15 protein-coding genes are annotated in these 21,629 nt (G+C 61.5%); 9 read left to right on the forward strand and 6 right to left on the reverse strand.

The features are described 5' to 3' along the window. Positions 1–49 precede the first annotated feature (49 nt). Positions 50–4,165, forward strand: a complete 4,116-nt coding sequence (locus PREDE_RS04490) for a pectinesterase family protein (protein ID WP_005844548.1) — start codon at positions 50–52, stop codon at positions 4,163–4,165. Between the two features lie 296 nt (positions 4,166–4,461). Here PREDE_RS04490 and PREDE_RS04495 read toward each other — a convergent pair whose 3' ends face one another. Then, the gene (locus tag PREDE_RS04495; RefSeq protein WP_005844549.1) at positions 4,462–4,812 is read right to left on the reverse strand and encodes a MerR family transcriptional regulator; all 351 of its coding nucleotides are present in this window, start codon (positions 4,810–4,812) and stop codon (positions 4,462–4,464) included. Positions 4,813–5,006: 194 nt separating this feature from the next. On the opposite strand from PREDE_RS04495, the gene alaS reads away from it, so the two are divergent. The 4 genes from alaS to PREDE_RS04515 are packed head-to-tail and all read left to right on the forward strand — an operon-like array spanning position 5,007 to position 9,845. Beyond that, on the forward strand, positions 5,007–7,667 hold the full coding sequence (alaS, locus tag PREDE_RS04500) for an alanine--tRNA ligase (RefSeq protein WP_005844553.1): 2,661 nt from the start codon (positions 5,007–5,009) through the stop codon (positions 7,665–7,667). A gap of 29 nt (positions 7,668–7,696) precedes the next feature. Then, the gene (locus PREDE_RS04505; protein ID WP_005844554.1) at positions 7,697–8,083 is read left to right on the forward strand and encodes a hypothetical protein; all 387 of its coding nucleotides are present in this window, start codon (positions 7,697–7,699) and stop codon (positions 8,081–8,083) included. Between the two features lie 15 nt (positions 8,084–8,098). Further along, entirely contained in the window at positions 8,099–9,202 is a 1,104-nt protein-coding gene (locus PREDE_RS04510; protein WP_005844556.1) for a metallophosphoesterase, read from the forward strand. After that, a complete protein-coding gene (locus PREDE_RS04515) occupies positions 9,192–9,845 on the forward strand; it encodes a SprT-like domain-containing protein (RefSeq protein WP_005844557.1) in 654 nt (217 codons plus the stop codon). Before PREDE_RS04510 ends, PREDE_RS04515 begins: the two co-directional genes overlap by 11 nt. On the opposite strand, the gene PREDE_RS04520 is transcribed toward PREDE_RS04515, so the two are convergent. Next, positions 9,835–11,355 (reverse strand): ATP-dependent DNA helicase, encoded by a 1,521-nt coding sequence (locus tag PREDE_RS04520; RefSeq protein ID WP_005844559.1) that lies wholly within the window; start codon positions 11,353–11,355, stop codon positions 9,835–9,837. The two genes, PREDE_RS04515 and PREDE_RS04520, sit on opposite strands and share 11 nt — an antisense overlap. A 100-nt stretch (positions 11,356–11,455) precedes the next feature. Here PREDE_RS04520 and PREDE_RS04525 point away from each other — a divergent pair, with 100 nt between their 5' ends. The 3 genes from PREDE_RS04525 (at position 11,456) to rsmD (ending at position 13,411) form a co-directional block, all read left to right on the forward strand. Beyond that, positions 11,456–11,950, forward strand: a complete 495-nt coding sequence (locus tag PREDE_RS04525) for a hypothetical protein (protein ID WP_015298490.1) — start codon at positions 11,456–11,458, stop codon at positions 11,948–11,950. 52 nt (positions 11,951–12,002) lie between these two features. Then, a complete protein-coding gene (locus PREDE_RS04530) occupies positions 12,003–12,797 on the forward strand; it encodes a DUF3822 family protein (RefSeq protein WP_235777475.1) in 795 nt (264 codons plus the stop codon). Positions 12,798–12,880: 83 nt separating this feature from the next. Continuing rightward, positions 12,881–13,411 carry a 16S rRNA (guanine(966)-N(2))-methyltransferase RsmD gene (gene rsmD, locus PREDE_RS04535; protein ID WP_005844563.1) on the forward strand — a complete coding sequence of 177 codons (531 nt, stop codon included), beginning with the start codon at positions 12,881–12,883 and terminating at the stop codon, positions 13,409–13,411. A gap of 196 nt (positions 13,412–13,607) precedes the next feature. Here the strand turns inward: rsmD and cls are convergent, their stop codons facing one another. The 4 genes from cls to PREDE_RS04555 all read right to left on the reverse strand — a co-directional run bounded on the left by cls (position 13,608) and on the right by PREDE_RS04555 (position 20,564). Then, a complete protein-coding gene (gene cls / locus PREDE_RS04540) occupies positions 13,608–15,032 on the reverse strand; it encodes a cardiolipin synthase (protein ID WP_005844565.1) in 1,425 nt (474 codons plus the stop codon). A gap of 28 nt (positions 15,033–15,060) precedes the next feature. Beyond that, positions 15,061–16,782 (reverse strand): hypothetical protein, encoded by a 1,722-nt coding sequence (locus PREDE_RS04545; RefSeq protein ID WP_005844567.1) that lies wholly within the window; start codon positions 16,780–16,782, stop codon positions 15,061–15,063. 129 nt (positions 16,783–16,911) lie between these two features. Continuing rightward, on the reverse strand, positions 16,912–18,891 hold the full coding sequence (gene dnaG, locus PREDE_RS04550) for a DNA primase (RefSeq protein ID WP_005844569.1): 1,980 nt from the start codon (positions 18,889–18,891) through the stop codon (positions 16,912–16,914). 38 nt (positions 18,892–18,929) lie between these two features. Then, the gene (locus tag PREDE_RS04555; protein WP_005844570.1) at positions 18,930–20,564 is read right to left on the reverse strand and encodes a rhamnogalacturonan acetylesterase; all 1,635 of its coding nucleotides are present in this window, start codon (positions 20,562–20,564) and stop codon (positions 18,930–18,932) included. A 160-nt stretch (positions 20,565–20,724) separates the two neighbouring features. On the opposite strand from PREDE_RS04555, the gene PREDE_RS04560 reads away from it, so the two are divergent. Continuing rightward, positions 20,725–21,594 (forward strand): electron transfer flavoprotein subunit beta/FixA family protein, encoded by an 870-nt coding sequence (locus PREDE_RS04560; protein WP_005844572.1) that lies wholly within the window; start codon positions 20,725–20,727, stop codon positions 21,592–21,594. Positions 21,595–21,629 lie beyond the last annotated feature (35 nt).

The following is a 21,629-nucleotide window of genomic DNA, read 5'->3' on the forward strand; positions in this document are numbered from 1 at the left end:
GTCCCCGACCGAAACTTTCCCACAACTACTTAAATAAACCTTTCAACACATGCAATTCAAGACTCTCCTGGTCCTGGCAGCGTCAGGACTGTGCAGCCCCACATGGGCGCAGGCGCCGGCATTTCCCGGTGCCGAAGGCAACGGCCGCTACACCACGGGCGGCCGCGGCGGCAAAATCGTGCACGTCACCAACCTGAACGACAAGGGCACAGGCTCCTTGCGCGCCGCCGTGAGCGGCAACGGCAAGAAGATGGTGGTGTTCGACGTGGGTGGTGTCATCGCCCTGGCGTCCGACCTCAAGATAGGCGCCAACACCACTATCCTGGGCCAAACGGCCCCCTACCCCGGCATCACGCTGCGCTACTACACCGTGGAGCCCGGCTCAAACAACATCATTCGCTTCATCCGCGTGCGCCGCGGGCAGGAGAAAAACGTGAACGACGGGGCCGACGCCATCTGGAACCGGCACCTCACGGGCGTGATGCTCGACCACTGTTCGTTCTCCTGGAGCATCGACGAGGTGGCCTCGTTCTACGACAACAACAACTTCACCATGCAGTGGTGCACCGTGGGCGAGAGCCTGAACAACGCCGGACACGGCAAGGGCGCCCACGGCTACGGCGGCATCTGGGGCGGCAAACTGGCCAGTTTCCACCACAACATGATTGCCCATGTGAACAACCGCGCACCCCGGTTCAACGGCGCCCGCTACAACTGGACGGGCTACACGGCCAACGCCGAGTACGCCAAACATGGCTGGCAGAACGCCGTACAGGCAGAGAATGTGGACTTCCGCAACTGCCTTGTCTTCGACTGGGGCGGCGGCGGATGCTACGGAGGGCCCGGCGGCGGCTACATCAACATGGTGAACAACTACTACAAGGCCACGCCCGAAACCAGTGCCAAGGACCGCGTGACACAGGTTTCGGTGGCCAATTCCACCACCTCTTCCGACGACAAGACCTATCTCGACATGACCAGCCGCTACTTCATCAGCGGCAACTACGTGCATGGCTACGGCGCTGACTACGACTGGCGGGGCGTGAAATACGACAGCGGCGTGCAGACCATCGGCGGCCAGCCCTACACGCGCGACTCGCTCTACGCCTACGGCCGCGACGTGGCCCACGTGCGAAATGCCGCCGGCGTGCCCTGCGTCAGCATCAAGCTCGACACGCCCCACGCCCCTGCCGGCGAGGTGACCACCCACAGCGCCGAACAGGCCTACGCCAAGATTCTGGCCTTCGGCGGCGCGTCGCTCTTCCGCGACGACGTGGACCATCGCTACATGACCGAGGCCCGGAGCGGCACCTCCACCTACACCGGCTCGAAGACACACGTCAAAGGCCGCGTGGACGTGGTGGCCGACGTGGACGGCTACACCGAGAAGAACTTCCCCAGAGGCTCCCGTCCCGCAGGTTTCGACACCGACGGCGACGGCATGCCCGATGCTTGGGAGACGGCCAACCGCCTGAATCCCAACGACCCGGCCGACGCATCGGCCTCCACGCTCGATGCCAAGGGCTACTATACCAACCTTGAAGTCTATGCCAACGCCCTCGTCGAAGACATCGTGCGAGGCGGCAACGCCGACGCGCAGACCGCCGTGGACGAATACTTCCCCGGCTGCCAGAAGGCCAGCGGCATGGACTACTACACCGGGCGACTGGTGGAACGCGTGACCGAACAGGACACCACGAAGACCGACACCACCGACAACGTGCACGAAATGGCCATCTACTCCACCACCTTCACCGACTGGACCGACGCCAAGGCCACGGCCACGGAGTCGACCGTGGCGAAGACCACGCGCTACAGCCACGAGCCGCTCAGCTTCACGCTCTACGACACACAGGTGAGTTCCACCAACCAAAACCCCGCTAAGTTTCCCAATTGGGCGGGCGGATACCTCATGTGCAGCAAGAGCAAAGACCCTTACGTGGCAACCTCTCCGCTGGCCAGCATCACCAAGGTGCACTTCATCCACGGGGCCACGGGCAGCAACCGCGGCTGGAAGCTGGAGGCCAAGGGCGACGGCGACGCCGACTGGGTGACGCTGAGCGAGGCCGTTGCCACCAAGCCCGCGGGCACGGAGGTGACCGTCGAGGTGAACCGCACCAACTGCCGGCTGCGCTTTACCAATCTGAACGGCACGCAAAACGCCTACCTCTTCCAGCTCGACATCTACGGAAAAGTGCACATGGGCGACACGCCCATGCCCCAATACACACTCACTTACTACGACACCGACGGCACCACCGTGCTGGGCACGCAGCGCGTGGAGCAGGATGCCGCCATCGGTAGTTTCGCCTACGGCAGTGCCGACGCCACGGTGGCCGAGGGCTGTGTGTTCCGCGGCTGGTTCAAGGCTGCCCGGGGGTCGGGCAACCGCAAGTACACCGTGGCCGACGCCGTGACGGCCGACATGGCCCTCTACGCCGTGGCCACCGAGCGCGAAGGGCAGAGCACCACGCGCCGATATGTCTTCGACCTGACCGACCGCTACTTCTACGACGAAGACCACGAGGCCTTCCAGCTCGTGGGCGCGGGCCGCTTCCACGACAGCAACCACGGCTGGCAGATGGCCAAGGGCGACTCGCTCCACCTGCTTGTGGGCGGCAACGCCTACATCATGGCCCGGCTGTGCCAGTATGGCAGCGCGGCCAACGTGCGGCTGCTCGACGGTCAGGACCGGCTGCTCACCACCATCAGTACCCCGGCCGCCAAGGACGGAGCCGTGGCCTCCTACTACTACCAAGGCCCGGCCGGCCGCCTCACGCTGGTGTTCGACGGGGCTCCTTACGTGCATGCCATCACCGTGGCCAACGTGCAGGAGGCCGCCGTGGCCAAGAATGCAGCCGGATACTACGTGGTGAAGGCCGGCGACGCCGACAACCTGCTCACCACGCTCGACGTGGCCAATGCCGCTGCCGGCGAGGCCCGCACCTACATTTTCCTGCCCCGCGGACGCTACGACCTGGGCGAGAAGACGCTCACACCCATCGCGGGCGACAACATTTCCATCATCGGTGAAGACCGCGACGGCACCGTCGTGGTGAACGCACCCAAGGTCGAGAACGAGGGCATCGGCCGCACGGCCACCTTTCTCATCACCGGCCGCAACGCCTATTTGCAGGACCTCACCCTGCAAAACGCACTCGACTACTACGCCAGCGGCAACGCCGGGCGCGCCGTCGTGATACAGGACAAAGGCCACCGAACCATCTGCAAGAACGTGCGTCTGCTGTCCTATCAGGACACTTATTACAGCAATGCCGACGGCCAGTACTATTTCGAGGACGGCGAGATACACGGCACCGTGGACTTCATCTGCGGCAGCGGCGACGTGTTCTTCCGCCGCGTCACGCTGGTGAGCGAGTCGCGCTCGGCCAGCGGCAAGACGGGCAGCAACGTCATTGCCGCCCCCTATCCCGGCGGCAACGTGGCCCATGGCTACGTGTTCGACAGCTGCACCGTGGTGAACCGGGCCAAGGAGCTGAGCCTGGGCCGCTCGTGGGGCGGGCAGTCGCGCCTGGCGTGGCTCAACACCACGCTCATGCAGCCCGCCGAAATCGTGGCCACGCGCTTCACCGCCCGGGGCATGAACACCCCCGCCTACAGCTTTAAAGAGTATGCTTCGGTAGACAGCAAAGGCACCGTAGTGACCCCCGCCAGCAACGTGGTGACCTTCACAAAAGGCGACGACAGCCGCACCTACGACACCACCCTCGCCGCCGACGAGACCGAGCAGTATGCGCTGGCGGCCGTCTTCCCCAACTGGAACCCACAGGCTCTGGCCGCACAGGCCGCCACCACGGGCCTCACGTGCTCGGCCGGGCGCCTCACGTGGAATGCCGCCGAGGGTGCGCCCGGCTATGCCGTCTTTGCCGACGGCGTGTTCCAAGGCATCACGACCACGCCCTCCTTCGAGGCCCCGAGCGGCGCAACACGCTGCACCGTGCGCACGGCCAACGCCATGGGCGGCTTCGGCCCGGCCCAGAGCGTGGGCGGCGCCACGGCCGTGCAGTCGGCTGCAGCCGGGGCCATCGCCCGCTACTACTCGCCCTCGGGCGTGCAGCTGGCACAGCCCCGGCGCGGTCTCAACCTGCGCGTCAGCACGTTGCCCGACGGCCGGCAGCTCACGGAGAAAGTGATGGTGAGATAAACCGGCACCGCCAAACAAAACCAATTGCGGCATGAAACCTTGGGTTTCATGCCGCGATTCATTGTGGGAAGATCTGCCCCGAACGGGCCCACGTTTTCCCCGCAAACAGCCATCGCCTTTTCTCCACGCCGCAAACACCTGGCCATCAGGCCGTAAACGCGATGCGAACACGCCGCAAACGCGCGGCGAAAAAGCCGTCATCGCCGCGCCTTAAACCCGCCGACGCAGAGCCCGCGCACGGCAGACAGCGAGGCACACCCCGTTGGGCGGTCCGGCGCGGCGGCGCGCGGCGGCCGTCAGACAATGCCGTCAAGATGCCGTTTCAGCTCTTTCAGCTGGTCGCGCACGCCGGTGAGCGTCTCCAATATCTCGGAACTGCGCTCGGCGCTCGCCCGGTTTTCGTGCATGTACTTGCGGGCGGCGGCAATCTTGAAGCCGCGCACCTTGATGAGATTGTAGATGACCTTAATCTCGTCGATGTCTTTCTCGGTGTACTGCCGCACCTTGGTCGAGGCCACCGTCTTGGGCCGCAGGTTGGGAAATTCGGTCTCCCAGTAGCGCAGCGTGCTCTCGTTCACGCCTATCATCTGCGCCACTTCCTTGATGGAATAGTAGAGTCTGGTGGGGGGAGTTGTCTTCAATGCCATAGCAGATTTGCTTTTATCTTGTGCAAACTTACGAAAAAACGGCGTAACAGCCACCGTTTTTGCCAAGAATCTGCGGCCGCCGCCCCGTGCCCGTTTACAAATAATCGCGGGAGCCGCCCGTCGGTCTGCAATCTTTTTAGTAACTTTGCAACGGAATTTTCAGAACATAAAAACAACAAAAGCATAATAGCAAGATGATGACAGCAAACGAAATCCGCGACTCGTACAAGAAGTTCTTCGAGTCGAAAGGACACGTCATCGTTCCGTCTGCCCCGATGGTAATCAAGGACGACCCGACGTTGATGTTTACAAATGCAGGTATGAACCAGTGGAAAGACGTCATTCTTGGCACCAAGGATCCCGCACCACGCCGCCGCACCGACTCGCAGAAGTGTCTGCGCGTGAGCGGCAAACACAACGATTTGGAAGAGGTGGGGCACGACACCTACCACCACACCATGTTCGAGATGCTGGGCAACTGGAGTTTCGGCGACTACTTCAAGGAGGGCGCCATCGACTATGCCTGGGAGTATCTGGTGGATGTGCTCCACCTGAATCCGGCCGATCTCTACGTCACTGTCTTCGAGGGCGCACCTGAAGAAGGCATTGCACGCGACGAGGAGGCCGCCCGCTACTGGGCCAAGCACGTGCCTGCCGACCACATCATCAACGGCAACAAGCACGACAACTTCTGGGAAATGGGCGACACAGGGCCCTGCGGACCCTGCACCGAGATACACGTGGACTCTCGCCCCGACGAGGAGAAGGCCCTCGTGCCCGGCCGTGAACTCGTGAACAAGGACAACCCGCAGGTCATCGAAATATGGAACGTGGTGTTCATGCAGTTCAACCGAAAGGCCGACGGCACGCTGGAACCGCTGCCCATGCACGTCATCGACACCGGCATGGGATTCGAGCGACTGGTGCGCATGCTGCAGGGCAAGCACTCCAACTACGACACCGACATCTTCCAGCCCATCATCAAAGAGATCGAGGCTCTCTCAGGCAAGACATACGGCTTCACCACGCCCACGGGTCCACAGGGCGGCGAAGCCAGTGCGCAGGAGAAGACAGACGTGGCCATGCGCGTGGTGGCCGACCATCTGCGGGCCGTGGCTTTCAGCATTGCCGACGGCCAGCTGCCCGGCAATGCCAAGGCTGGCTACGTCATTCGCCGCATCCTGCGCCGTGCCGTGCGCTACGCCTACACCTTCCTCGACCAGAAAGAAGCCTTCATCTACAAGCTGGTCAACGTGCTCGTGCAGGAGATGGGCGAGGCCTATCCCGAGCTGCCGGCACAGCGAGAGCTCATCAGCCGCGTGATGAAAGAGGAAGAAGACAGCTTCCTGCGCACGCTCGAGAAAGGCATCCAGCTGCTCAACGCCGACATGGACACCCTGCGCAGCCAGGGCCGCAACCAGCTCGATGGCGTGAGCGCTTTCCGTTTGTTCGACACCTATGGCTTCCCCCTCGACCTCACAGAACTGATTTGTCGGGAGAACGGATTCACCGTAGACGCAGCCGGTTTCGACGCTGAAATGTCCAAGCAAAAAGCCCGCGCCCGCAACGCCGCCGCCGTGGAGAACGGCGATTGGGTGGTGCTGCGCGAGGGCGATCAGGAGTTTGTGGGCTACGACTACACCGAGCACGAGTGCCACATCCTGCGCTATCGCAAGGTGACGCAGAAGAAAACCACCTTCTTCGAGCTGGTGCTCGACCACACGCCGTTCTATGGAGAGATGGGCGGACAGGTGGGCGACCAAGGCGTGCTCGTGTCCGAGACGGAGACCATAGACGTCATCGACACCAAGCGCGAGAACAATCAGAGCATTCATATCGTCAGGCAGTTGCCCCAGGAACCCACCGCAGACTTCATGGCCTGCGTGGACACGGACAAGCGCAACGCCAGCGCCGCCAACCACACAGCCACCCATCTGCTCGACTATGCCCTGAAACAAGTGCTCGGCGACCACGTGGAGCAGAAAGGTTCGTTCGTGAGCCCCGACACGCTGCGCTTCGACTTTGCCCACTTCCAAAAGGTGACCGACGAGGAGTTGCGCCAGGTGGAGCGGCTCGTCAACCGGATGATTCGCGAGGACTATCCCCTCGACGAGCATCGCGACACGCCCCTCGAGGAAGCCAAGGAGATGGGGGCCGTGGCGCTCTTCGGCGAGAAATACGGCGATAAAGTGCGCGTAGTGCGCTTCGGCCCGAGCTGCGAGTTCTGCGGTGGCATCCATGCCCGCAGCACGGGACGTATCGGATTCTTCAAGATTGTGGGCGAGAGCAGCGTGGCAGCAGGCGTTCGCCGCATCGAGGCCATGACGGGACAGACCTGTGAGGAGGCCCTCTACGCCCTCGAAGACACGCTGAAATACGTGCGCAGCATGTTCAACAACGCCAAGGATCTGCAGTCCACCGTGTGCAAATACATCGAGGACAACGCCGCGATGAAGAAAGAGATAGAGGGCTTCCGCGCCCAAGCCGTGGACCGCACGGCCAAGGCTCTCGTCGAGCGCGTGCAGACAAAGGGCGGCGTGAACGTGGTGAAGGCCGTGATTCCAGTCGATCCGGCATCGGCCAAGGACATCGTGTTCAAGGTGCGTGAGCGGCTTCCCGAGAAGCTCGTTTGCGTGTTGGGCTCCGTCCATGACGACAAGCCCATGCTCTCGGTCATGCTTTCCGACGACATGGTGAGCGAGGGCAACCTCAACGCCGGCAAGATGGTGCGTGAGGCCGCACGGCTCATTCAGGGCGGCGGCGGCGGTCAGCCCCACTATGCCCAGGCCGGCGGAAAGAACGCCGACGGCCTTTCGGCCGCCGTCGACAAGGTGATCGAGCTGGCCCAATTGTAGGGTCGGCTACCTCCTTATACCGCGAAGCCATGTTTGAAGAAGACATCCATCGTTACGACCTGCTGGCCAAGGAATACGTCCGGCAGGTGGTGGAGCCCATGGGAAAAGCCGGATTCCAGAAGTATTCGGAGATTATGCTCTCGTGCCACAGCTGTGGCATCGAGGGCTCTTCGTTCTCTGTAGACGACACCCGGGCCCTCTTCGAGGAGGGCCTGGGCTACCGGCCCGTGGGCAAGTCGCTGCTGGAATGTCAGGAAATGGCCGACCATTTTGCCGCCTACGAGTGGATGCACAGCCAGCTTGACCACGCTTTCGACGTGGAGCTGGTGCCCTTTTTCTTCAAGGCTGCCATGGAACAGATGCGCGACGAACTGGAACAGAAACTGCAAAGAGGCCGCGACCTGTTCTTCTTTTAAAACATATTCAACAACATGTGGAGACTTGTTTTTCTTGTGCTGCCGCTGGCCGGTATCACCTATAGCCTCTGGCGCACATGGCATATCCTGCCGCTGCCGCAGGCCTACAAGTGGATTGTGCTGGCGGTGCTAGGCTTGTGCGTGTTCCTGCTCTTTGCCAACTTCGGCTTTTTCCATATTGACCGATGGCCCATGCCGCTGGCTACGGCCTCCTACGAGGTGGGCAACTCCAGCCTTTTCGTGATGCTCTATGCCGTGCTGCTCTATCTGGCGCTCGACCTGGGGCGGCTCGTCCACCTCGTGCCGCGCAGCTTTCTCCATGACAGCTGGCGGGGCACGCTCACGGTGGCGGGCGTGCTCGTCGTCGTGTTTGCCTATGGCTACGTCCATTATATGAACAAGGTGCGCGTGCCGCTAGAGCTACACACGGCCAAAGCCACGCCCGAAGCCCGGACCATCGTCATGTTGTCCGACCTGCACATCGGCTACCACAACCAGCGACCGGAGCTGGCCCGATGGGTCGATCTCGTCAATGCGGAGCGCCCCGACCTGGTACTCATCGGCGGAGACATCATCGACGGCCACATGAGACCGCTCTGGGAGCAGGGCATGGCACAGGAATTCAGGCGCATCCAAGCCCCCGTAGTGGCCTGCTTGGGCAATCATGAATACTTCGGCGGCGAGCGCGAGGCCGAGGCTTTCTACCGTGAAGCCGGCATCACACTGCTGCGCGACCGGGCCGTCACCGTGAAAGGCATCAACATCATAGGCCGCGACGACCGCACCAATGCCCACCGCAAGCCCCTGGTCCAGCTCATGCTGGGAGTCGACCGGAGCCGCTACACCATCCTGCTCGACCATCAGCCCTATCACCTCGAGGAGGCGCAGCAGGCCGGTGTGGACTTCCAACTGAGCGGGCACACCCATTACGGGCAGCTGTGGCCCGTCAGTTGGATAGTGGATTTAATCTATGAAAAAGCCTATGGCGGGCTGCAAAAGGGCCGCACCCAATACTATGTGACCAGTGGTATAGGCATCTGGGGCGGCAAGTTCCGCGTGGGCACACAGTCGGAATACGTCGTGGCCCGACTGCAAAAAGGAGCCCAAGATGCAGATTGACATGGGCTGGCTGCGGGAGAATTTCGCCCGCTTCAACACCCGCTACTTCTCCGACACGCTGCCTGTGCCCCGCTTTCATGTGGGGCACTCGCGCACAAGGCTCGGCTCCATGTCGTTCAAACGCAAGGTTCAACCCTTTGGACGCACCCGGCACTACGACTTTTCCATCTCGCTGAGCAACTTCTATGACCAGACAGAATACCAGTTCCAGAGCGTGCTGCTCCATGAAATGATTCACCTGAGCATAGCTTGCAGCGGCATCAAGGACACGTCGCCGCACGGCGTTGTCTTCCGCGGCATGATGCAACGACTCAACCGTGAGGGTTGGAACATCCGGGTAATGACCTCCACCAAAGGCTACAAGAAAGCCCATGCAGGCTCTGCCACCGTCATCAGCCAGTACTTGGTGCTGGCCATCGAGACGCGCGACGGGTATCATTTCCTCTCTTCTGTCAATCCCAAATTTGCCCGCGAGCTTCACGCCAAACTGCATTCGGCCCGCGAAATTACCCACTTTGCTTGGTTCACCACCTCAGACCACTGGTTCGAGGACATGCCCAAGGTGCGCAGTCTGCGTGGCCGCCGCGTCACCCCGGAGGTCTACACCGACAAGACTGCGGCCATGACACCCGTCAGTTTCTAAGTGGCACGCGGTGTTCGCCCTCGTCCACCTGCGTCATCGGCCAGTTCACCAGAAAGAGTTTGGACGTGGCACGGGTGAAGGCGGTGTAGAGCCAATGGATGTAGTCGGGGGTGAGCATGTCGTCGGTCATGTATCCTTGGTCCAGATACACGTGCTGCCACTGCCCGCCCTGCGCCTTGTGGCAGGTCACGGCATAGGCAAATTTCACTTGCAGGGCATTGAAATAGATGTCCTTGCGCAAGGCTTTCAGGCGGTCAGCCTTGGTGGGCAGGTCGGCATAGTCGGCCATCACCTGGTCATAGAGCTGCCCGATCTGCTCGCGTGTGAGGGCCGGCGCATCGGTGGAGAGCGAGTCCATGATGACCGTGAGCTGCATCTCGAAGTCGTCGTAATCGGGAAAAAGCAGCGTCACGTCAGCGAAGCGGAACCCGTAGAAGTCGCGCACGTTGCGGATGCGCTGCACCCGAGCCCGGTCGCCGTTGGCCAGAAAGGCGGGCCCCGACAGAGCCGAGGGTTCGCCGCCCTGCCCCACAGGTTGCCGGGGCTGCAGCCCGTCGGCGGCCGTCGCGGCGGCCAACCGCTCTGTCCAGAAGTAATTGTTGCGCACCACCATGAGCATGTCGCCCGAGCAGAGCTCGTCGTCGCGGTCGATGACACGGTTGCGAATGCCCTGGTTGTACACGTTGGCCCACTTGTTGGAGCGCGTCACCACGATGGTTTCGTCAATGCCCACCTCAGCGTAGCTGGACGCAAGGCTCTCGATGAGCTCGTTGCCGGGCAGCCGCACCACGTCGGCAAACCCGTCGAACACGATGCGGGGCAGCTCGGTGGCCTCGTCGTGGGTGATGAGATGACGGATGAAAGTGGCGTTGTAGAGGATGCCCGACTCGCGGCTCTGACGCAACACGGCGTTCAGGTCGCACTCGTACACGCGCAGTCCGTAGCCGCCAAGCACGCCGGCGCTGAGGGCAGGGGCCTCGGCCTCGCCCACGGGAGGCAGCTGCGCGCTGTCGCCAATGAGCATGAGCCGGCAGTTCTCCCCGCTGTAGACATACTGCACCAGGTCGTCGAGCAGGCTGCCCGAGCCGAATGCACTCCCGTCCGTGGGAATGCTGCTCACCATCGAAGCCTCGTCGACCACGAAGAGCATGTCGCGATAGCGGTTGTCGTTCAGGCAGAACTGCCCGTCAATACCCTGATAGGCTTTCTCGCGATAGATGCGCCGGTGCACGGTGTAGGTCGGCAGACCGCTGCCCAGCGACAGCACCTTGGCCGCCCGGCCCGTGGGCGCCATGAGCGTGAGTTTCTGCCCAAGCCGGTGCAAAGTGCGCATCATGGCCCCGGCCAACGACGTCTTTCCCGTGCCGGCCGAGCCCCTGAGAATCATTGCCACGCGCTCCCCGCGGTCGGCCAGGAAGCGGCCAAAAGTGCGTAGGGCCAGCAGCTGGTCGGGGGTGGGCTCGAAGCCGAACTCCTCCTTGATGCGGTCAATAAATTCTGCTATCGTCAACGAATTTCGTCTTTAGTGGGCTGATTTCAAATTGTTATTGCTAACTTTGCAAGGCCATTACGGCTTTTTCACAGACAAAGGTAACGATAAAAAACGAGAAATGAAGTCCGGTCTGAAGAATAACTTCAAAAACATCCACCTGCTCACGGTCTGCACGCTGGTGCTCTGCGCCATTTGTTTTCTGAGCGTCTACAGCCCCATCCGCTTTGAACGCGAGCGGACGCAGCGCGAGCAGGCTGTGAAGCAGCGGCTCGTGCGCATCCGCACGGCCGCGGAAGCCTACAAGGCCCGGCACGGTGTCTATGCCGACCGACTGGACAAACTCGTGCACGCCGGGCTGTTGCCCGACTCGCTGCAGCGCATTCCCTATGCCGGCGGCAAGCGGTTTGCCCTCTTCACCACCACCATCACGGGCAAGAGCGGACGGCACATCCCTCTCATGGAGTGCAGTGCCGGCTATGCCGACTACCTGCAGGGGCTCGACCCCGACGCCGTGGCCGCCCTCACCCGCGAGGCCAGCCAGGCCGGGCGCTTCGCCGGACTGAAGATAGGCGACCTCGCCGCCCCCAACAACAATGCCGGCAACTGGGAGTAGACTCCCGACTGCCGGCCCATCCACCACAACCTCCCAGAACTCCCCAAGACCCATGGACAACAACAAGCCACCCCGCATGACCATCCGCGTGAGTAAGGGCTCGCTGGCCTTTGCCATTGCCGACAAGACGGCGAAAGAGCAAATGGTGTACCGTCCCTACACGGCCAAGAGCGGCGTGTCGATGGCCGCCAACCTGCGTGAAGCCTTCAAAACGGCCGACCTGCTGCAGCGCGACACCTACCGCGCCCAGCTGCTCGTGGACTCTCCCTCGCTGCTCATTCCCATCGAGGAGTACGAGGAGGGCCATGGCGACACGCTCTACCAGCACAGTTTTCCCGACACCGAGGGCTGCTACGTGGAGAGCCGCATCCTCCCCGACCTGAATGCCGTGGCTCTTTTTGCCGTTAACAAAGACCTGCGCCTCGTGGTCGACGACCACTATAAAGACGTGAAAGTGCTGCCGATCATGCAGCCCGTGTGGAGCTATCTGCACCACCGCAGCTTCATTGGAACCCGTCGCAAGCTCTATGCCCACTTCCACGACCACCGGCTCGAGGTGTTCAGTTTCGAGCGAAACCGGTTTGTCTTCTGCAACAGCTTCCCGGCCAAGCACACGCAGGACGCGGTCTACTTCATCCTCTTCGTGTGGAAACAGCTGGCCCTCGACCAGCTCAAGGACGAGCTCTACCTCTCGGGCGCCATCGTAGACCACGGCCAACTCACGGCCGCCCTGCAGCAACACGTGAAGAAAGTGAGCACCATCAACCCCGGAGCCGACTTCAACCGCGCGCCCATGACGGCCATCCGCGGCATCCCCTTCGACCTGCTGGCCCTCTATCTGGGCTGACAACGGCATGCCGACGCGGCACAGGGCGCATCCCGTCAGCCGGCCCCCGGCACCCCTCCAGCCACCCTACAACACCTGTAATCATGCGCATCATCACCGGAATCTACAAGGGCCGCCACTTCGACATCCCCCGCACGTTCAAGGCCCGCCCCACCACCGACTTTGCCAAGGAGAACATTTTCAACGTGCTCAACGGCTACGTCGACTTCGACGGAGCCGCCGCCCTCGACCTCTTTGCCGGCACGGGCAGCATCTCGCTGGAGCTGCTCTCGCGCGGCTGCACCGGCGTGGTGAGCGTGGAGGCCGACCGCGACCATGCCCGCTTCATCGGGCAGTGCATGCAGAAACTCAGCATCCACGGGCACGTGCTCGTCAGGGGCGACGTGTTCCGCTTCCTGAAATCGTGCCGCCAGCAGTTCGACCTCATCTTTGCCGACCCTCCCTATGCCCTCGAACAGCTGTCCTCCATCCCCGACCTCGTCTTCGAGCACCAGTTGCTGCGCGAAGACGGTATCTTCGTTCTGGAGCATGGCAAGGCCCACGACTTTGTCCGGCACCCCCATTTTGTGGAGCACCGCAGCTACGGCAGCGTGAATTTCAGCCTGTTCAAATAGGCCGTCCGCCGACTGCCACTCCCTCCCCGCTTTTTCATCACGCCGCAAACGCATCGCCATCACGCCGTAAACGCATCACCGTTACGGCGTAATCGCGGGGCGATTACGGCCTCAACGCACAGCCATTGCCGTGCCGTCGCGCAGCCGCGACAGCACCCTCACAGCCCCACCCCGCCTCGACGGCACGGGCAGGGCCCTACAACAATGGACTGAGAAGACGGAGCAGGCTCTCCCAGAGGCGGCGGAAGAAGGTGCGGCCCACCACGCGCCGCACCTCGTCGATGAGTACGCTCGACTGCTGGTCGGCCAGGAAGATGCGCTTGAAACGCAGGGCCATGCCCTCGTCGTAGAAGAAAATGTTGGATTCAAAGTCGTGCTCGAAGCTGCGGAAGTCCACGTTGGTGCTGCCGCAGGTGGAGATACAGTCGTCGCTGACGAGCAGTTTGGAATGGTTGAAGCCCCCCTGATACAGGTAAACCTTGACTCCAGCCTCGAGCGTCTCCATGACATAGGAGATGCTGGCCCACTCCACAATCCTCGAATCGCCCCGCATGGGAATCATGAGGCGCACGTCCACGCCCGTCAGCGCCGCCGTGCGCATGGCAAAGAGGATGGGTTCGGTGGGCATGAAATAGGGGCTCTGCATGTAGACGTAACGCTTGGCCTCGAGCAGCACGCGCACGTAACCCTGCATGATGTCGGGCCAGGGCGAGATGGGGCTGCTCGTCACCACCTGGGCCAGACAGTTGTTTTCGATGAACCTTGCGGGCTCGGGGTAGTAGCGGCGGTTGGTCACGAGCGTGCGATCCACGAAGTACCAATCGACGAGGAACGCCCGCTGGATGCCGTACACCGCGCCGCCGCGCACGAGCAGATGGGTGTCGCGCCACGGTTGCCGGCCGGTGCCCTTGACGTAGCGCGTGGCAAAGTTCATGCCGCCGATGAATCCCACCTGGCCGTCGATGATGATGAGCTTGCGGTGGTTGCGGTAGTTCACCTTGGAAGTAAAGGCCGGAAACTTCACCGGCATGAAGGCATGCACGTCGATGCCCGCCTCGCGCATGCGCTCGAAGAAGCGGTTTCGCACGTGCCAGCAGCCCACATCGTCGTAGATGAGCCGCACCTCCACGCCCGCGCGCGCCTTGTCCATGAGGGCGTCGGCCAGGAGCCGGCCCAGCTCGTCGTCGTTGAAGATGAAGATGTCGATGTGGATGTGGTGCCGCGCCTGGCCTATCTCGCGCAGCAACGCCGGGAAGAAGCCATAGCCGTCGGTGAAGATTTCCACCTCGTTGTCCTTGAAGGGCAGGGCCATGTTCTGGTTCTTGAAGAGCTGCATGAGGGGTTGGTGCGACTTAGGCAGACGCAGGTCGCGCTGCTCGGCAAAGCTCGTCATGGCGCGTTTGGTGAGCTGGTCGAGCGAGCTCTGGCTGATGAACTTCTCCTTGCGCGTGTTCTGGCCGAAAAAGAAATACAGCAAAATGCCCAGCAGGGGCAGGAACCAGAGCACCAATATCCAGGCCATCGTCTTGGAAGGCTGCCGATTGTCCATCAGCACCTTCAGCATGACGATGACCACCACCAGCCCGTAGGCCATTACCCAAAGCCAATGCAAGTATATCATGACGTGTCGCTGTGTGTGCCCTGCCCCCCTACTTGGCCCTCATCTTCTGTATCCAGGCCAGCTCTTTCAGGGCGAAAGTGCTGTTGGCCGGGTCGCCAATCAGCTGTTTGAGCAGTTTCTCGGCCTCGTCGTAGCTGCCCTGCCGCACGAGCAGGTAGGCCTTGCGCCGCTGCAGGAATGCGCGGAACGAGGCCACGGCAGGAGCTTCGGGGCGGGCGGCGGGCTCGTCGTCGGCCTCGGGCCGGGCGGGCTGCAGGTCGTCGAGAAAGCTGTTGATGTAGTCCATGGCCCGGAAGTCGCCGCTGTTGACCAGGCAGTTGATGTACTCTTCGGTATAGGCAATGTTGTGGATGGGGAGGGTGATCTGGAGATAATAGCAGGCCCGGGCATACTGGTGCAGGTGGGCATGGCACGCACCCACCAGGTAGCACACCTCGTAGAAAGCGGCAAGCCGTTGGGGCGAGAGCTTGTGCACGTGGGCCTGAATGGCCCAGTAGACATTCTCCAGCAGCAGGGATGCCTCATAGAACCGCTGCTGTCCGTAGAGCGTACGCCCACGGAAGAGCAGGTAGCCATGGCGGGGAGTCTGCATGCCGCAGAGCAGTTGCTCCTCGCGCGACATGTCGCCGGTGTTACCTGAACGCTGTTTGGCCATGGCCTCTTTCCAAAGATAGCGGAACTCCAGCATGCGGTCGGCGGCCGGGGTGAGGTCGAATCCCAGGAGCACACTGGCCGTCTGGCGGCTGGTTTCGGAGCTGTCGGGACTCACAGCCTCGCCCGCCGACAGCGGCACGAGGGCAAGCGTGATGCGGTAATAAAGGGTGTCGGGGGTCTGGGTCTCCTGGCAGAAGTCCAGTGAGAGATGGCGCAGCCGCACGGGATTGCGCGGGTCGTAGAAGTCGAGACGGGCCATGGCCGCCGCGGCCACGAAAGCGCCGTCGGCAATGAGCGGCGTGGAGATGTCGAAATCGAGGATGGCATCCACGTCGTCGAGCGTCGATACCTGCGTGCCTACGGTGAGCGTGAGGCGGGCAGGAACCACGTCTGCCAGGGCCATGGCCGAGGCCAGTAGCTGCCGCAGACGGATGGGAGCCGCCTGCGAGGCGTGCCAGTCGGGGCCCTCGTCCTGGTGTATCATCTCCTGCTCGCGGATGAGGAACTGCGCCCGGTACCACGTGGCTTCGTCTTTCTCCTCGTCGCGCGAGCTGCTGCGCTCGTTCTCGGCGCACAAAGCCTTGTACTTGTCGGCAAAGCTGTACTGCCAGCGGAAGCACTCTTTCATGGCTCGCTCGAGCACGTCGGCCGCCGTGGCGGCGTCGATCAGCAGGATGCTCACGATGTGAACATCGACCATACCCGTCTCCTTGTTGAGCGAATAGACCAGCCGGCAGGTCTCGGTGTTGAGGTTACACAGGTTGCAGACGTTGCGGACGTGCTCCAGATAGTCGGCCTCGGCCTCGAAAAAGAAGAGATAGGCCAGCCGCACATAGGGCGAAGCAGACTCCAGCCGGATGCGGAAATGCCCGCTCTGGTAGTCGTAGCGCACGATGAGGTCACTGCCCTCCTTGTCCCACCGGCCCTTGCAATTGAGCCTTTTCAGGGCCGTTCTGATGCAGACACGGTTGTCGTCCATCGAGCGGTCGCCGAGGCTTCGCCCCGTCTTGTGGCGGCGGTGCCACAGGAGGAGGTACACGAAAGCCCCGATGGAGGCCATGGCCCAAAGAAGGAGAATAATCGCGACGTATGCCATATTGCTTGACTGACAACCAGCCGTTTAGATGCGCAAATATAGCAATAATAGGCGGAACGTGCGTGAAAAATTAGGATTATTTAATGCCGTCGCGCCGCAATGGCGCGACGGCGCAGGGACGGGCAGGGACTACACGATGATGTTGTTGCCCAGCTGCCGGGCCAGTTTGTTGCGGATGCCCTGCATGTCGCGGTATTCTTCCATGAGGTGGCGCAGCCGCTCCATGTCGCCGGCAACGCGTGCCATCTGCGCCTGCAGGTCCTTGAGGTGCTGCTCCACATAGTCCATGCGGAAGTCGAGCAGCAGGTGGACGGTCTGGTTGCGCAGGTCGCTCGTCTCGTTTTCCTCGCGTTGGCGCAGGTCTTCCTCGTTGAGGGGGTTGGAGGTGTCACGGCGGGTCAGGTGGTAGCTGTCGGTCGTAAGGGGTGCGCTCACCTGGCTCACGGCGATGTCGTCGTGGTTCAGGAAGTGGGTTTCGGCCTTGAAACCCGGCTGCGTGCTGCGGTCGGCGGCCTCGGCCAGCATACGATTGTACACGGGATTGTGGAACTGCAGATGGTCGGCCCCCAGGCTGTAGTGCACGTATTGCGCCACGGTGAGGTTGTAGACGCGGCCTTCCTCATCCTCCACATTCTCGAAAATGATGCGCTCGCCATGGCGCACAATGAGCTGCATGAGCATGTGTTCCACCTTGGAAGCCTGCTGCATGGGCGTGGAGGGCTGGGCAGCGGAATCCGAAGGAACCGCCGACGGCTGGGCCGCGGGTGCGGCGGACTGACCAGGCGACGAGCTGCCGGCACGGCGGCTGCGGATGAAATTGTTCATCTGATTGATGAGCGTGGTCTCGCTGATGCCGATGCGCTGGGCGCAGTCGTGGATATAAGTGTCGCGCAATATCTGGTTCTGGATGACCGAGATGGACTCCACGATGGAGCTGATGCCGTCGGCCCGCTTCTTGGGATCGGTCACGCCCCGGAGCAACAACGAGGTCTTGAACTGGATGAAGTCGGCCTGATGGTCTTCGATGAACTGGCGGAAGTCAGCCGCCGTGTGGTTGCGGGCAAACTCGTCGGGGTCTTGTCCGTCGGGTAGCAGCAGCACCTTGAGGTTCATGCCCTCGGCCAGCAGCATGTCGGTGCCGCGCAGGGCGGCATGGATGCCGGCGGCGTCGCCGTCGTAGATGAGGGTGATGTTGGACGTAAAGCGGTGGAGCATGTGAATCTGGTGCTGGCTCAGGGCCGTGCCCGAGTTGGCCACCGTGTTCTGCAAACCGCACTGGTACATGGCAATCACGTCGGCCTGGCCCTCCACCATATAGACGCGGTCTTCCTTGGCAATGGCCTTTTTGGCCTGCCAGATGCCGTAGAGCTCATGGTCTTTGTGGTAAATGTCGCTGTCGGGCGAGTTCACATACTTCTGGTTCACGCCCTTGGTGCGGCTGTCGAGTACGCGGGCCGTGAAGCCCACCACCTTACCGCTCACGCCAATCCACGGGAAAATCACCCGGCCGGAATAGCGGTCCAAGAGTTCGCCGCGGTCAGTTTTGTAGCACAAGCCGGTCTTCACGACAAACTCTTCCTGGTAGCCTTTCTGCCGGGCGGCACGTCCCAGGGCCAGCCGGTCGGGTAGATCGTAACCCAGACGGAACGCCCGAATCACGTCGTCGCGGAAGCCGCGGCTGCGGAAATACTGCATGCCGATAGCCACACCGTCGGCATGATTGTGGAGCAAATCCTCAAAATAGCTGCTGGCCCACTCGTTCACGATGAACATGGACTCGCGCTGGCTCTGCTCCTCTTTCTCGCGGTCGGTCAGCTCGCGCTCGCGTATCTCGATGTGATACTTGTTGGCCAGCCAGCGCAGGGCCTCGGGATAGGTCATCTGCTCGTGCTCCATAATGAAGTTTATGGCGTTTCCTCCCTTGCCACAGCCAAAGCAATGGCAGGTACCACGCGCCGGCGACACGATGAACGAAGGCGTTTTCTCGTTGTGGAACGGGCAGAGACCCTTGTAGTTGGCCCCGGCCCGTTTCAGCGTGACAAACTCGGACACCACGTCCACAATATTGGCAGCATCCTTGATTTTCTCTACGGTCTGGCGGTCTATCATAGGTCTTTGTGTGATCCTTGGTGCTTAAAACTATCGATTTACTTGACAAGTTGCCTAAACTTGCCCGACGGCAAGGCGGCCAACGCCTTGGCAATGATGCGGGCATTGGTGCGCGCGCCCTTGAGCGAGGTGTGGGTGTGGTCTTGCTTGAAGTACTCGGCGGCTTGCTCCTTGTTCTTGTAATGCTTGTCCAGATAGTCGGCAATGAGGTTGTGTGCATCCACGAAATCCACGCCCGTAGCCTCTACCACCTCACGGTACCACTGGCCATAGCTGTCATTGCGACGCTCCACCTTACCATTGGGCCACTCGTTGCGCGTGGTGAGCGACACGAGAACGGGCGTGGCTCCTTTCTCGCGGGCATCGTCGATCATCTTCCGAAGATACCAGCCAAAGCTGTAGACCAGTTCGTAGCGGCCGTCTTTCTCCATTTTATAGACGTGGCAGGTATCGCCCGTGCCAGGAATGACACCGCGCTCCTTGGCATCGGTGATGGGGCAGATGTCGTTGTGGCCGAACTGGATGAGCACGATGTCGCCGGGGCGAAGCGCATTGTACACTTTCTCCCAACGGCCTTCACGGATGTAGCTACGCGTGGAGCGGCCCGCCTGGGCAGCGTTGTAGGGGGTGCACTTGCGGGTATCGAAAACCGTCTCGGCCAAGGCACCCCACCCCCACATGCCGTCGCTGTCCTTGTCTTTGTTCTTCACCGTGGAGTCGCCCGTTATCCAGACCACAGGCTTTCCCGCCTCGCGCCTGACGGGCCAAACGGGCAGCGACGTGCCCACCATCATGGCCTGCAGGGGCCGAAGGTCGGGATTGCGGCTGGCCATGAGCCCCTCGGCCGCCGAACGTGCATTCATTTCGGCCCCCCAGTAGCTGGTATGGATGTGGTCGCCATAGAAGTGGTACTTCTCCTTCCACGGGCTGTAGGAGTCGAGTTTCCGGCCGCTTATCTCGTTGAGATCCACGAAAGGCACCCCCTCTTCGGCGGCCACCAGGGCAGCCCAACCCGTCTGCGGCTTGCGGATGATGCGGTGCTGCTCGTCGTAGGCATCGCGGGGGGTGAGGCTCATCAGGACGGGATGGGCTCCGGCAGCACGGCAATTGGCAATATAGCGGCGCAGATAACCGCCGTAAGTATAGACCGTTTCGGTTTCGCCCGTCTCCTTAATGGTCACGCGGATGCTGTCTTCTGCCGTGCCGGGGAGCACGGCGCGGGCCCGGCCGGAATCGTAGGGGCCGTTGTCGTTGTGCCCGATGGAGATGATGACCCAGTCGCCCGGACGCAGGGCCTGACGCACGTCGGGCCACAGTTTGCGGTAGAACGTGCGGGTGGACATGCCGCCTAAGGCCTGGTTTTCTACGCTGATCTTGCTGCCATTGAAGTATTGGCTGGCATAGTATCCCCAGCCCCACTGGCCGTTGCTGCCGTCGCCACGAGTGCCATTGCGCATGGTGGAGTTGCCCACCAGAAAGAGTACGGGGTTGCTGCCCTGCCGCGTGCTGCCGGGAGCAGGACGCGACATCAAGGCTTTGGCTATGGAGTCGGGCGTGTTGTCCACCACCTTGTTGACGTCCTCTACAGGCGTGGGCAGATTGTCAAAGTTCTGGGCCACGGCCATCGACAGGGCTGCAGCCATCATTATCATAGTAGATAGTATTCTCTTCATATGGAGTTATAGTTGGTCGTTGACAGTGCAAAGGTAGTCATTTTTGGCAAACGAAACGTGCACATTTCGGTGGATTTTGTGCCATTTGTTTGGCAGGGAAGTAAAATCTTCGTATTTTTGCCTCCGACTTAGACGACTTCACATTATATAATAATAGGATATGAAATTAAGAATTGTTGTACTTGCCAAGCAAGTGCCCGACACAAGAAACGTGGGCAAGGATGCCATGACCGCGGAAGGAACCGTGAATCGTGCCGCCCTGCCCGCCATCTTCAATCCGGAAGACTTGAATGCCTTGGAACAGGCTCTCCGCCTGAAAGACCAGAACCCCGGCTCCACCGTGGGTGTTCTCACGATGGGCCCTCCACGCGCAGGCGAAATCATCCGCCAGGGACTCTACCGCGGGGCCGACACGGGCTGGTTGCTCACCGACCGCAAGTTTGCCGGAGCCGACACGTTGGCCACCTCGTATGCGCTGGCCACCGCCATCAAAAAGATTGGAAACGTGGACATCATCGTGGGGGGCCGCCAAGCCATTGATGGCGACACGGCACAGGTGGGGCCGCAGGTAGCCCAGAAACTGGGACTGAACCAGGTGACCTACGCCGAGGAGATTGTGAAGATCGAGGACGGGCAGGCCACCATCCGCCGCCACATCGACGGCGGCGTAGAGACCGTGGTGGCTCCGTTGCCCGTGCTCGTGACGGTGAACGGCACGGCGGCACCGGCACGGCCCTGCAACGCCAAACTGGTGATGAAGTACAAATATGCCACCTGCCCCATGGAGCGCAAGGGCGACGAGCCTTGGGCCAACCTATACGAGGAGAGGCCTTACCTGACCCTGAACCAATGGAGCGTGGCCGACGTGGACGGCGACGAGGTGCAGTGCGGCCTCTCGGGTTCGCCTACGAAAGTGAAGTCGGTACAGAACATCGTGTTCCAAGCCAAGGAGAGCAAGACGCTTTCTGGCAGCGATGCCGACGTGGAGAGCCTGATGAAAGAGCTCCTGGCAGAAAAGATTATCGGCTAACGAAAGAATCGGAAGACCCAAAACGATTCTTCACC

The sequence above is a fragment of the Prevotella dentalis DSM 3688 genome, assembly GCF_000242335.1.
Classification (GTDB): Bacteria; Bacteroidota; Bacteroidia; order Bacteroidales; family Bacteroidaceae; genus Prevotella; species Prevotella seregens.